Genomic DNA, 13,700 nt, shown 5'->3' with positions numbered 1-13,700 from the left:
TGCGAACCTCGAAGGGGCAGGGGGCAAACGTGCAGAGAAGGGTGATAGTTGACCGTTCGACGGTTCAAGATGCAATGCGGCGCGCCATTGCTGGAGACGTCATCTCGTTGTCGCCGGGAGATTATCCCGATCGGCTCGTGATCTCGGGGAAAAGCGGAAGTCCATCCGAACCGGTCATCATCTACGGGCCCGGTGCGGCGATTGGACCGAAGACCAGTTTCGAGGACTATCGGGTGAAAGGCAATCGCCTGTCAAAACGAATGGAAGATGAAGGGAAGTTTCCAGGCCTCTACTATCTCGCCGACAACGCGGCCCTGATCGTTCGTGACTGCCAATGGATCATACTGGAAGATCTCAGGTTCGATGGCTGCTGGCCAACGGCAGTTTACTTCGACAATTGCCAAAACGTAATCGTCCGCGGCGTCCACTTCCGCGGGGGGACCTTCGCAATTGGCGCAACGGGCGGCAATACCAGGCACATGCTGGTCGAAGGCTGCTCGTGGATACAGGATACGAGCGGCAAGGGGGAAATCGATCTTGCCTCGATCGTGAAATACGGCCATCCGGATCCTAATCCGCCCCCGCCGCAAACGGAGCTGTGGAGCAAGACACTCTGGACCCAGATACACGGTGTCGCGAAGGACGGTTTCCCGGTGAAGGACACGGACGCCAGGGCTTTCGATGGCGACTTTTTCCGAGCCTGGACGATCGCCGGCTACATCGTCATACGCAAGAACACAGTCATCGACGCGTTCAACGCCGTGCACATGTTCAATGAGGCCGCGGCTGACCGCGTTCAGGCCTACTGCAAAAATGTTCTGATCGAAGACAACTGGTTTGTCCGCATCCGCGACAACGCTGTCGAACCCGAAAACCACGCGTTCAACTGGACGGTTCGGCATAATAAGTTCGTGGACTGCTATATGCCCTTTTCATTCGAGATGGTCAGCTCCGGTCATTTCTACGTCTACGGAAATCTGGGCTGGAATGCCAACAAGCCGGGCCCGCTAAAAGACGACCACGCGGCGGGACAGCTCTTCAAATTTCCGGACACCCGGGAGGTTTATGGACCGCACTATGTCTTCAACAACACGTGGCTGACCCGGATGGCGGTGGCCAAGAAGAAGCGATTTGCAGGCTTCCACCACTTCAACAACGCCATCGCGCTTCGCGAACCGAATGGCGCGCCTGCCGTGGACCCGCCGAACGTGTTCGGCAGCCAATGGGCGTCTCCGGACAAGCCGGATCTCAGTCCAGAAGATCTCATCGTGAGCGAAGAAAAGCGCTTCACGAAACGATGGGACGCACTCAAGATCGAGTTCGATGGCGACCAAATAGAACACTCGAACTTTCCGGCCGCCTACCATGGCGCATCCTATCCACTCGGTGCAAACTCCCGGGGAGGGCAACTGAAGCTAGCAGGGCATACCACTGGCGTGCCCGATCAGCTCCATCTCGATCGGCCACCACGGGCGATCGTCCGCGATATTGTTCTAGCAAACGGTCAATCGATTTCATCCGGAGACGGCAGCACGTACATTGGTGCGTGGCAGACCTATGGTCTTTTCACCGTCGGGACATGTGCTTTCGAGGATCTGTGGACTGGCGAGGCGTTCGCAAAACTAAGCGGAGCTGACAGTAATGCACCAGTTGCCTAAGTCCAAGACCAGGGGGCCAATCGCTGGTTTTTTGCAGCGACGCCGTTGGCAGGTGATCGGATCCATGGCCGCCCCATTGCCGTTAGGTGAATATGTCATGAGAGGCGTTGGTCATCTGCGGGCTCCCTTCACGTCTACGAAATTCAGCGATGAGGCGCTTCCCGCCCGTTTTAGCCATGCACAGTCCTGACTAATATTGACGAGGTGCTCATGCTTTATGGATCAGTGCCCAAATTGTATAATGCCTATAGCTTGATACTCGGAGGTCGACATGGGCAGGAGGCTTACTACCATCTTCGCCGCGGATATCGCGCAATACAGCCAGCATGTCGAAGATGATGAAATTGCCACCTTGTCTCATCTGGCAAAACTCCGCGAGATAATGGACGCGATTATCCGTCAACATGAGGGGTCAATCGCAAATACCGCTGGCGACAGCGTCATCGCAGTATTCGATAGCGCGGTCGAAGCAGTTCTCGCTGCCATTGATATCCAGGCAGCCCACAGGAGCTACAACGAGACGGTACCGCCGGCGCAACGCCTTAAATACCGTATTGGAATCAACATCGGCGATGTCACGGTGCAGCCGAACGGCGACGTTCTCGGAGGCGGGGTGAACATCGCGGCAAGATTGGAGTCGATCGCTCAGCCCGGCGGGATATGCCTCAGTGAGGGCGTATTTGAGCAGGTCGACCGAAAGCTGCCTACCGAACTCAAGAGGATCGGCGAACATTATGTCAAGAACCTCGCGAAGCCGATCACCGTTTATGCGATCTCCGACGGCGATGAAAATTTCATAGCATCATCAAGAAGAAGGTCCGCCGCATTTATCCGAAAGCCAGCGTTTCTGGCTGGGCTGGCAATCTTGACGATCGTGGCTTTCGGGGCCTCGGTCTTTGTCCTGACGCAGCAACGCACACCGGAGTGGGCGCAGCGGGCATACAAGAAGGACGAGAGCGTTCAGGGCAAATCGGAGAAGGACATACTGGCGAACTTCGATCTCGTCACCGAAGGACACTTTGGTCATTCAAGGTATCTGGTCATCAGAACGTGGGGGAGCGCCATGGCGGCACTACTCGACCTGGCCGCCGGCTTGAAGGGACATCTTGCGACCATAACCTCGGCCGAAGAGAACGAATTCGTCTACAACCTGACCCTTGAGAAACCAGGTCACTGGGTCATACAGGATGTCGATGGAGAGCCGCAAAGCAGCGGACCGATGATCGGCCTGATGCAAGACGACGGAGCGAAGGAACCCGACGGAGGATGGCACTGGGTGGATGGCGAACCACTCTCATATACTGCATGGGCTCGCTATCAACCGGGCAATTCGGGTGGCCACCAGAACTTCGCCCAATTCAGAGCTGATGGTCGCGAGCCAAAGCCCACCTGGGATGATATCGACCCAGCTCAGGATGCCGCCGTCGTCGAAATCGAGGATACTCAGGCAGGGCAGAGGATAAAATAAAACTATCAGCCGACGCGGAGGACCTGCATACCCACTGACCTCATCTCGTAGTCGAACGGTTTCTGGGAATAGACACCATGTTTCATATAGAAACGTTTCGACGTGAGGAATTGCGGGTCATTCGATGGCTGGTACCGCCCCGACAAGACGCCGCTTCCGTTGATCTGGACCGACACGTCAAATCCGCCTTGCCCGTCGAACGCCAGCGTGACGCGCAGATGGTAAGGCGTTCCGTCTCGCCTGAGACTGGGTCCATGATAACCAGCTCCCCGAAGGCCGCGATTTTCGACGCAACCTGCCATTCCTTTGCCGCGTGTATAGTCGCTGTCAAACCGAAGGGAATTACCACCAGTCCAGCGCAAGCTCATCGGCGGTGAACAGCCGTTCCGTCCATCATGGACCTGAAACAAGATGAAGTCATTGCTTTGTGATGTCTTCATCGAGACGGTGGTGTCGAATGCATAGCTCACTCGGCTCTTGACCGAGATGTTTCCAGAGCTCAGTTCCGATCGTTGCTTGAAAATACCGCCGCTGCAATGGTTGTAACTCTGGTGAAATGTGTAGGCACCGCCCGAGTGGCTTATCGCACCTGGATCCACGCCGCATGACGTCTGCCATCCCAATGAAACTCTGCGACCCTCGGCTGCGTGCGGAGCAGTCGCTCCTATTGCCACGGCAATGACTGCCGTAAGGATATGCGCTGCACTCCTCATAGCCTCGCCTCATTCGAAATCCGCATGCACCCCTTGTATTGCTATCATCTAATGTAACGTGACGGGAGTCATCCAAAAGAGGCAGTTCATGCCTGCTGTGACGTCCGACTGCACGAGTTCACCCTTTCATCCCAATTTCGTACTTATCTCGACAGTGAAATTAGGATCAAACCCCGTCCGTTCGCCGGGATATCCCCTGGCATTCGACACAATCCGCGTATCTCGGACGAAGTAGTCGTTTCGGTGATGGACGTGACCGTGCACCCACAATTTGGGCCCGACCTCGTACAGCAGGTCTTCCAAATCCGAAGCATAACAAGCGGAGAGTGGGTCGTGTCGAAAACCGAGGTCGATCGCCTGTGGCGACGGAGCATGGTGCGTAACGACAACTGTCTTCATCGGTGGATGTTTTCGGAGCTCCGCCGCAATGAAATGCCGGGTTTGGACATGCAGCCGATAGGCGTCAATCGGCTTGAACTTGCGGTATGGTAGCTTTGAGAATTTGATCTTCTTATAGTCGTTCATCCCGTGCGCGGCGTACGACATGGCGACCTCCGGCTTTCGTCCAAACAGGCGAAAATCGGTCCAAAGTCCTCCGCCGATGAACCGGACACCACCGATGTCGACGGCCTCGTTCTCAAGAAAATGAATGTTGGGAAAACGACCAGCGAAGTCGCGGGCGTCCCGGATACTTTCCTGGACGAACGCAGAATAAAACTCGTGGTTTCCCGGTACGAAAACCACGGGGATAGCATGCGCCACGGTGTCGGCGAGCCACTGCAGACTCGGGACGATGCCCTTGTCCAGAACGTCGCCAGCGCAAATCATGACATCGGCATCGGCTGGTGGGGTCTGCAAAAAAGGCTGTCCGAATTCCAGATGGAGGTCTGAGAGGATCCAAAGCTTCATGACTGTTGTCCTACTGCGGCAGAAAAAAACTCGGTCGAGCGAGTGGATCAGAGGGCCAGGAGTGGCTGGCTTGGGTAGAGCCAACCCATGACCGCCTTTCTCATCGAACTGGCCAACTCATCGTGGTGAATCTCTAATGCGGATTTCGCCTCGTCAGCGGAGAGCCAACCGTCACTCAAGCGCCATCGGCGATAGAACAAGACATCGAGACGCTGGCGTCGGAAACCTTCTGCCATGCTTCGCAGATCGCTGGGCTTTTCTGGCGGCATCGCTTCGGCATCGGGAGGCAGGTCAGACTTATCGGAGTGCTCACCATTCGGCGTCTGAACCACCCAAGTCTCCTCATCCGCGGCGGTGACAATCGCGGCTATCTGAGAGCGGATGTCGTCCGGCACGTTCGCGGCGGCGTCGAAAGCCGCCGTGATAAATCTGGCATCGCTCGCGAAATGGAGGTTCCACGTCGACGGATTGTACCGCCAGAGGACTGTTTCAGCAGCTTTCGTCCAACACCCTGCTTGCACAAGTCCGAGAGACTCCAGAACCGAGTATGCGTTGACCGTGGCGCACGCCGGGCCGGCCCCGTTGGCAGCGGCGATGTTGGCTACTGGCACGCTATCGCGGTCGTCCGCCTTCAGCGACAGAACGCGTCTGTCCAACTTTCGGAATCGCAGTTCGCCGTTCTGGTCGGCCACGTAGATGACCGCGGTCGAGATATCGTCCCACCTTGGCGGCGGCTCGGGACATTCGGGAAATCGCCGCGGCTTGGCTCCCCCGACAAATTCGTGCGCCTGTCCCAATGCAACAAGCGCCGCACACCCGACCTCATAGGCGGTTATGTGGTAATGTTCCCAACCTATCTCGTCCTTGTATGGTAATCCGTACGACAAATATACGGCAACTGCCCGAGCCCAGGCGGCGAAATCGTTTGCCTGCTTTTTGTTGTGCAGCTCCATTGCACGCGTCGCAGACTTCGCCATGAAATTCGGCGTGCCGTATATTCCGGTGATCATCGGCCCAATCTCGTGATCGACATCGAGGCTCTCCCAGCGGAGACGCGTCTCGCCAAGCAGTTCGACTTCTGCGAGGTGAGCCTCGGATGCCTCGACTAATCCCTCGAGGAATCGTCCGGGGACCGTGAAGGTCGAACCGTTCTCAAACTCGACGACGATCCGGCCTGTCGACTGATCGTAGTAGGCACCCCTTGGAGTCGGGTGCTTCAGTCGCCAATATGCGTCGCGCGCGCTCCCGACCACAATGCGGCGTCCCAGTGGATCGAAGCCGATTTCGTCCAAACCCGACCCAAGCGACCTCTCCCGGTCGGGTTCCGTTTTGATGCGACGATAGCGCCGCCTTCCCCGACCCTTGCTCGCCATCTACGCCCCCGCGCTGCGACGAGGCACCTTCGCAAGGCTGACCGTCGGCATCCGGTACCGTCGTACGATCTCGGCGACTTCCTCGCCGGACAACGTTCGCCTTCCCATCAAACGCTCGACGATGGCGTCGAGGGTGGCTCGACGGGTTTGAATGATGGACTTCACGCGGCGGAACTCGTTCTGTAAGACGTCGTGAACACGCCTCCGGAACTCTGGGTGATAGGCTCGCAACCGCTCGAGCTGCTCCTGGGAACCTTCAACGAGGAGGGTGTGCCCCATACCAAGAGCGCCCTCGAGCATGGTGGCAAGCTCCGTCGCCCTGTTGAGGTCCGCGTCTTCAGAGCCCGAAGCGCCGTCGGCAAACCGACCGAAGACTTCCATTTCAGCGGCAATCCCGGCGAGGCAAACCGCGATTGCGTTCAAATACTCGGTCCGCGTCTTTGGTCGAGCATCTATTTGGCCGTACCGCACGTAGCCTAATTGGCCGGATTTGCCTTCGATCCGGTATTGGGAAATCTTGACCTCCATCACCTCTCCGTGGCCGATTTCGATAGATACCAGGGCATGACCTGCTTCATGGACAGCGAGAGCGCGAACGATTTCTTCCGAAAGCTCTGTCAACGTTCTCAGTTGGGCAATGATGTGGGTTCCCGAAAGAACCTCGAGACGGCGTCGCGCTGTCCGTCTGGCGTCACGAGCGAGTTGTTCAATATCAGCACCCGAAAAACCCTCAGTGGCCATGCCGAACATCTCGGCTTGTGAGTGATCAAGCTCAATGCCGCTGTGGAATTTCAGAATCGACAGTCGGGAATGCTTGTCGGGCAAGGTGATTTGGTAATGGCGGTCGAGCCGTCCCGCACGCCGGATTGCCGGATCGAGGCTGTCCGGGTGGTTACATGCCGCGACGACCACCACACCTTCCCGACCATGAAAACCGTCGAGGAGCTCGAGAAAACCGGAGATCGCGGCCGTCATGTAGGCTCTGTTGTGATCACGGATGTTCCGGCTGCCAAAGGCGTCGACCTCGTCCACGAACAAAATCGCCGGCGCTTTCGATTTGGCTTCTTCGAAAGCCTTACGCATGGCTTGCAAAAAGTCGTCAAGCGAACCCGCGCTTTGCCAAGTAGAAAAAGACCCGGCGACAATGGATACGCCACAGCTGATTTGTAGCGCACGCATGAACGTCGTCTTTCCGGTTCCTGTCGGACCAGAAAGCAAGACCCCATCGTCCACATCCGCCCATTCGATGCGGCCCGATCGGTAATCTTCGATGTCCTGGGCGAGATTATTCCCCCACTCCACAACCGGTCCGTACCCGTGCATGTCCGCGAGCGTCGGAACGGCGACCTTGGCCACCGACGCAACGGTCGGCGTGCCGGGTCGCGGATACTGCCTCAACCTTTGCAATGCGAGCGCAGGCGACCGACCTTCCTGGAAGGCCTTGTCCAGGCGAGACCACGGATCAGACAATAGCAGCTCGACGTCCCTGTTGTTAATCGGCATTCCGAAGCGTTTGAGAGCCGCCTCCACATGCCGTCTGCTTCTCAACGGAACGTCCACCACCGCGTCACCAAAGAGTTTTGCCTCGTCATCCAACTCCTTCTTAGGATCTCTAAGGAATATTGCCTGCTCTTTCCTCAGGACTTCAAACTGGTCGCGATTGGAGTAGCGACCGCCCCAATCGGAGACGAACGGTGGTGTTCCCACCTTGTAGTTCCCGATCCCATTTAGAAAGACCCGAGCCGCCGCAGTGTAGACGGGAATGCATCCTTCCTCCGACAGGCAGAGGATCAACTTGAACTTCGCGTTCTTCCTGTTCCACGGCCGGGCTGCCGCAGCGATCCCGCAAAAGGCGATATAGATCGGAAGGGTTATGAAGTTCTCGTCGTCAGGTAGACTAAGCTTCCACGGTGGGCGCGGCTTGCTGTTGGACGGCGGCATCGAGTTTACGATCTCAAGAAATTCCACGATATCCATCAATGCAAGTCCTCTGGTGGGCCAGCTTTCTCCCGGAGCCGTTCGCCCCAATATTCACACGCAGTCACGGTGGACTTGGCGGTTTTCCTGTTCCACGGCCGCGGCTTGGCGAGGGTGAAAACCGGCATGGTCATGACTACACCGTCGACCGCGTGGCCGGATTCCTGAGTTACGCGTGGTTTGCCGCCGAGAGGGCTCGTCGCTTTTGTGTCGTCCTTAGTTAGCAAGTCCGGGATCAAATCGTTTCCTCCAGCGGATAGGGAGCCCGGCGCAGCCGCTCGCCCCAGTATCCTGGCTCGACACGGGTGCCGAGACGGTACCAGCGGCTCAACGTCCGCGCGATTCCGCGGTTCGGGTCGAAGTAGAATAGTTCGCTTGAGAATGCTGGTCTGCCGTCTGAGATCAGGGGGTGTCCCAACGGACGACCGATAAGGCATGGAACGACACGCTTCCCCAGGGTCCAGCTGTTGAACGCCGCACTCGGCGCGTCGGCGTCGGCGCAATGATTGATGTCCGCCAGATCGTCTGCGAGCCGTCGCAGTTTTCCGACCAATAAAGGGTGGGGCCTCCCCAGCCATTCGGGAACTGACTCGTCCATTTGTTTGTCCTTAGAATCAATTGTCGTCATATTTTTTACATTTGATTCCAAATATGGCCGTCAATGTCAAATGAAAGACGCCATTTGACATTCGTGTTTTCCCCCGGCTCTTCGAATTTATGAAATTCTACGCACCTCCCGATGCACTACGGGCGGCCCGCGCATTGTCGCGGCTGTCGCAGCATGAGCTATCCAAGAACATTCAAGTCACCCGCCAGAGCATTTCTGCCGCAGAGAATGACGCATCGGCTCCATTCCCGACGGTGTCGAAAATGCGAAGCTTCTACGAGGATCAAGGGCTGCAGTTCGTGGGCGTGATTGATATCGATTCCGGAACTATTAATGCCGCTGGAGTGCGTTGGCGACTCCCCGAGACGTTCCCCCCCGCTCAAACCGAGGCCACCAAATACCATGCCGAGCAACATGGCACGGCGTTTGTAGCCGCCAGGAGCCTACTCGGTGCTAGTAGAGCGGATGTCGCAAATAACGCGGAAATGTCCCTCAAAGATTTGTCGGCTCTTGAGGCAGGAGGGACCTATTCGGGCGACGAGTATCACCGTCTCCGGGCCTACTATATAAAGGCAGGCATCGAATTCATGGGCACTGGGGATGTTGGCACCGGACTCTATTATGGCGTCGGCGTTCGATGGGCTAGCACGCCCGCGACCGGATAAGAAAGCGGCGCAAACAAGTCCATGGTGTAATCGCAAGAGCGGGATTGGAAAATCTCTCTTCAAGTCGGCGCGCAACTATTTCAGATGACGTTCGAGGGCTCGTTTTTGAGGGCGCAATAGCGCCGGCCCGAAGCAGTAGCATCAAAGGAACCGCGGCAGGAGAAACTTGTCCCAGGCACTTGGCTCGCATCGGGTTCCGTGCGAGTGTGCAGCCACGGTACAGGCAGGGATGCCGATGACCGTGAAGGGTTAGGCTGTCACCGCTTCATTGGAAGTGGTGACACTCTCTAAAGTTCAACCTGCATCCAGGCACGCGCTCGCTTTCTGCCAGCCGCGGAACCCGACGAATTTCGCCTGATCTGTTTTCCAGCAGCTTCCCCCGGACCCCCTGAGCTTGGGGGCTTTCCGCCCCCAAACCCCCGAGGATATTTTCGGAAGGGTTAGAGCTTACTATCCGAATGCATTGGGGAAACATCGTGCGGATGTGAGTGCGGCAGGTGCTTAGCTTAGGGGTTTCTGTCGACCCCCTGAAGGCAAAGCTCATATATCGCCCCCGGGTCCAATAGGTTTATTACACCGCTCATTTATCGCCATAGCCGGCCCGAAAGCCGGCAGGGCTGATATAGGGGTTTCCTCAGCACAAGGAAAGGGCAAACGTCATAAAAGCGTTATGCGGCCCATCAGAAACATTGGGAAAATACCCGGCGGTGATTGGTTTCCCGGTTCCGAAGGCTTAAATTGACCGAAACGGAATCAGCGCGACATGAAGCAATATCTCGATCTCTTGAATCATGTGATGGAAAAGGGCTCCGACCGGGGCGACCGCACCGGCACCGGCACGCGCTCGGTCTTCGGCTACCAGATGCGCTTCGACCTCGAAGAGGGCTTCCCCGTCCTCACCACGAAGAAGCTGCATCTGCGCTCGATCATTCACGAGCTTCTCTGGTTCCTGAAGGGCGAGACGAATATCCGATATCTCAAGGAGAACGGCGTTTCGATCTGGGACGAATGGGCCGACGAAAACGGCGATCTCGGGCCGGTCTACGGCGCCCAGTGGCGCTCTTGGCCAGCGCCGGATGGCGGCCATATCGACCAGATCGCCAATCTCGTCAAAGGCATCGTCAACAACCCGAATTCGCGCCGCCACATCGTTTCGGCCTGGAATCCGGCCGAAGTGGACGAAATGGCGCTGCCGCCCTGCCATTGCCTGTTCCAGTTCTATGTGGCTGACGGCAAGCTTTCCTGCCAGCTCTACCAGCGGTCGGCCGATATCTTCCTCGGCGTGCCGTTCAACATCGCCTCCTATGCGCTGCTGACGATGATGGTGGCTCAGGTGACCGGGCTGAAGCCCGGCGATTTCGTTCACACGCTCGGCGACGCTCATCTCTATCACAACCATTTCGACCAGGCGAAGCTGCAACTGGCGCGCCGGCCGAAGCCGCTGCCGTTCATGCGCATCAAGCCTGATGTGAAGGACATTTTCGGCTTCACCTTCGACGATTTCGAGCTGATCGGCTACGAGGCCGATGCCAGCATCAAGGCGCCGATCGCCGTCTGATCCGGGACATTCCATGGCCGACATCCGCAGGACCATTATCGCCGCCGTTGCCCGCAACGGCATTATCGGCCGTGACGGCGACATGCCGTGGCGGCTTTCGAGCGATCTCAAGCGCTTCAAGGCGCTGACATTGGGAAAGCCTGTGGTGATGGGCCGCAAGACCTACGACTCGATCGGCAAGCCACTGCCGGGACGGCCGAACGTCGTCATTTCGCGGCAGGCAGCGATAGATCATCCTGATGTCTCCATGACGCATTCGCTGTCCGAGGCGATAACGGCGGCCGAAAGGCTGGCGCTCGAAACCGGCGTCGACGAGATCTGCATTCTGGGCGGCGGGCAGGTCTATGCCCAGGCGATCGGTCTTGCCGACCGGATGTGCATCACGCACGTCGAGGCCGATCTAGACGGAGACGCGTCGTTTCCCGTGATTGATCCCGATATCTGGCAGGCAGGGGAGGCGATCGCGGTTCCGGCCGGCGAGAAGGACAGTTATCCCACGCGCTTCGTCGTCTACGAACGCCGACGCGCCTGAAAATGAACTATTTTCCAATTAAATTGACCAAGTTTCTCACGTTGCGTTGAAAGCCGGTGCGGCGATACTTATAACGGTCACCAACGCATCGGCCGGTCAGCCCCCACGGTTTCGCATGCGTGGAGACTTAACGAACAACGAGGTTTTGATGCCCTGGAGCAATCAGAATGGCGGCGGCGGCCCTTGGGGCGGCGGCGGCGGTAATAATCAGGGACCATGGGGACAGGGGCCGAACCGGCCGCGCGGTGGCGGCGGCAAGGGCGGACCGCCTGATCTGGAAGATATCATCCGGCGCGGCCAGGACCAGCTGCGCAACATCATTCCCGGCGGATTCAACGGCGGCGTGGCGGTGATCGTCGTGGCGATCGTCGCCGTCTTCTGGCTGATCCAATGCATCTACGTCGTGCAGCCGGACGAACGCGGCGTCGAACTGCGGTTCGGCAAGCCGAAGGAAGAGATTTCCATGCCGGGTCTGCATTTCCATCTGTGGCCGATGGAGACGGTGGAGACGGTCAAGGTGACCGTGCAGCAGCTGAACATCGGGGCGACTTCGGCGTCGTCTTCGAACGGCCTGATGCTGTCCAGCGACAAGAGCGTCATCAACGTCCAGTTCGCAGTCTTCTACACCGTCAGCGATCCCAAGGCCTATCTCTTCAACGTCGAAAATCCGGCAGAGACGCTGCAGCAGGTTTCCGACAGTGCCATGCGTGAAATCGTCGGCCGGCGTCCGGCGCAGGACGCGTTCCGCAGCAATCGCCAGCCGATCGAAGTTGATGTGCTCAATATCCTGCAGGACACGATGAACCGCTACGGCGCGGGCGTGACCGTGACCGGCGTGACGATCCAGAACGTGGCACCGCCGCGGGAAGTCGCCGATGCTTTCGAAGAAGTGCAGCGTGCCGGCCGCGACCGCGACAGCACGATCGAAGAAGCCAATCGCTATACCAACCAGAAGCTCGGCCAGGCGCGAGGCGATGCGGCCAGAATCCGTGAAGATGCAGCCGCCTACAAGGATCGTGTCGTGAAAGAAGCGGAAGGTGAAGCGCAGCGCTTCACGGCGATCAACGACGAATATTCCAAGGCGCCCGACGTGACCCGCAAGCGGTTGTACCTCGAAACGATGGAGCAGGTGCTGAAGAATTCCCGGAAGGTCATCATCGACGAAAAGCAGGGCGTCCTGCCCTATCTGCCGCTCAATGAGCTCGGCAAGCCGGCGCAGCAGGGAGGTTGAGTCATGACATCGAACAGACTTCCCATCATTCTCATCATCCTCGCCATCGTGCTGGTCGGGCTTTATTCATCCATCTTCGTGGTGAATGCACGTGAGCAGGCCATCGTCGTCCGTTTCGGCCAGATCCAGTCGGTCAAGACCGAGCCTGGCATTTATTTCAAGCTGCCTTTCGGCTTCATGGATGCCGACCGCGTTCAGCTTGTCGAAAAGCAGGCGCTGAGGCTCGATCTCGACAATATTCGCGTTCAGGTTCAGGATGGCCAGACCTTCGACGTCGATGCCTTTGTGATCTATAACATCGCGGATGTCCGCCGCTTTCGCGAAACGGTATCGGGCGATCGCGAAGCCGCGGAAGCGCGGCTGAGAGCGCAGCTCGATTCATCGCTTCGCCGCGTCTACGGTTTGCGTGACTATAATGCCGCGCTCTCGGAAGAGCGTGTCGCGATGATGCTGGAGATTCGCGACGATCTGCGCACAGATGCCGAAAATCTTGGCCTGCATATAGACGACGTTCGCATCCGCCGCACCGACCTTTCGCCGGAGGTTGCGCCGAACACCTATAATGCCATGCGTTCGGAACGCCTTGCCGAGGCCGAGCGTATCCGTGCCGAGGGTAATGAGGAAGGCCAGCGGCGGCGCGCCATCGCCGACCGTCAGGTTGTCGAGCTCACCGCGGGCGCCCAGCGCGATGCGGAAATCCTTCGAGGTCAGGGCGATGCGGAACGCAACCGCGTCTTCGCCGAAGTCTTCAGCAAGGATCCAGCCTTCTTCGAGTTCTATCGCTCGATGGCGGCCTATTCCTCCGCTCTCTCGTCGCAGGACACGACGCTGGTGCTGTCGCCGAATTCGGAATTCTTCCGCTATTTCGACAATGCCGCCGGCACCCTGCAGTCGGCAAATCCGGCTGCACCGGTTCCGGCAGTTCCCGGCGCCGCTGTTCCCGCTGCACCGGCCCAGCCGACGAACTGACAGCAGGGGAAACGACCCCGACAATCCTGGAAGGGCCGGC

The 13,700-nt window shown here is 58.0% G+C and carries 12 protein-coding genes; 7 read left to right on the top strand and 5 right to left on the bottom strand.

From position 1 onward, the window contains the following. The first annotated feature begins 29 nt into the window (after positions 1-29). Together AC244Q_RS13835 and AC244Q_RS13830 are read left to right on the top strand one after the other, a co-directional pair. The gene (locus tag AC244Q_RS13835; RefSeq protein ID WP_128406237.1) at positions 30-1,658 is read left to right on the top strand and encodes a right-handed parallel beta-helix repeat-containing protein; all 1,629 of its coding nucleotides are present in this window, start codon (positions 30-32) and stop codon (positions 1,656-1,658) included. Positions 1,659-1,929: 271 nt separating this feature from the next. Further along, entirely contained in the window at positions 1,930-3,126 is a 1,197-nt protein-coding gene (locus tag AC244Q_RS13830; RefSeq protein WP_128406238.1) for an adenylate/guanylate cyclase domain-containing protein, read from the top strand. 5 nt (positions 3,127-3,131) lie between these two features. On the opposite strand, the gene AC244Q_RS13825 is transcribed toward AC244Q_RS13830, so the two are convergent. The 5 genes from AC244Q_RS13825 to AC244Q_RS13805 all read right to left on the bottom strand — a co-directional run bounded on the left by AC244Q_RS13825 (position 3,132) and on the right by AC244Q_RS13805 (position 8,696). Beyond that, a complete protein-coding gene (locus AC244Q_RS13825) occupies positions 3,132-3,749 on the bottom strand; it encodes a hypothetical protein (protein WP_245460442.1) in 618 nt (205 codons plus the stop codon). 216 nt (positions 3,750-3,965) lie between these two features. Beyond that, the gene (locus tag AC244Q_RS13820) at positions 3,966-4,748 is read right to left on the bottom strand and encodes a metallophosphoesterase (protein ID WP_128406239.1); all 783 of its coding nucleotides are present in this window, start codon (positions 4,746-4,748) and stop codon (positions 3,966-3,968) included. Between the two features lie 47 nt (positions 4,749-4,795). Further along, positions 4,796-6,121, bottom strand: coding sequence for a DUF2442 domain-containing protein (locus tag AC244Q_RS13815; protein ID WP_128406240.1), 1,326 nt, complete (start codon positions 6,119-6,121; stop codon positions 4,796-4,798). Then, positions 6,122-8,098, bottom strand: a complete 1,977-nt coding sequence (locus AC244Q_RS13810; protein ID WP_128406241.1) for an AAA family ATPase — start codon at positions 8,096-8,098, stop codon at positions 6,122-6,124. It lies immediately after the preceding gene. 235 nt (positions 8,099-8,333) lie between these two features. Continuing rightward, positions 8,334-8,696 (bottom strand): hypothetical protein, encoded by a 363-nt coding sequence (locus tag AC244Q_RS13805; protein WP_128406242.1) that lies wholly within the window; start codon positions 8,694-8,696, stop codon positions 8,334-8,336. A gap of 119 nt (positions 8,697-8,815) precedes the next feature. Here AC244Q_RS13805 and AC244Q_RS13800 point away from each other — a divergent pair, with 119 nt between their 5' ends. From AC244Q_RS13800 to hflC, 5 genes are all read left to right on the top strand, one after another. Continuing rightward, entirely contained in the window at positions 8,816-9,370 is a 555-nt protein-coding gene (locus tag AC244Q_RS13800) for a helix-turn-helix domain-containing protein (RefSeq protein WP_128406243.1), read from the top strand. A 763-nt stretch (positions 9,371-10,133) separates the two neighbouring features. Next, the gene (locus AC244Q_RS13795; RefSeq protein WP_012758237.1) at positions 10,134-10,928 is read left to right on the top strand and encodes a thymidylate synthase; all 795 of its coding nucleotides are present in this window, start codon (positions 10,134-10,136) and stop codon (positions 10,926-10,928) included. Between the two features lie 13 nt (positions 10,929-10,941). Further along, positions 10,942-11,460 (top strand): dihydrofolate reductase, encoded by a 519-nt coding sequence (locus AC244Q_RS13790; RefSeq protein WP_128406244.1) that lies wholly within the window; start codon positions 10,942-10,944, stop codon positions 11,458-11,460. 148 nt (positions 11,461-11,608) lie between these two features. Further along, positions 11,609-12,691, top strand: coding sequence for an FtsH protease activity modulator HflK (gene hflK, locus AC244Q_RS13785; protein WP_128406245.1), 1,083 nt, complete (start codon positions 11,609-11,611; stop codon positions 12,689-12,691). Positions 12,692-12,694: 3 nt separating this feature from the next. Beyond that, complete coding sequence (gene hflC, locus AC244Q_RS13780) at positions 12,695-13,660, top strand: protease modulator HflC (protein ID WP_128406246.1); 966 nt, start codon at positions 12,695-12,697, stop codon at positions 13,658-13,660. The last annotated feature ends 40 nt before the right edge of the window (positions 13,661-13,700 follow it).

It is taken from the genome of Rhizobium sp. CB2179, assembly GCF_057653455.1.
Note: the sequence above shows the minus strand (reverse complement) of the source record. Positions and strands in the feature narration are given on the sequence as shown.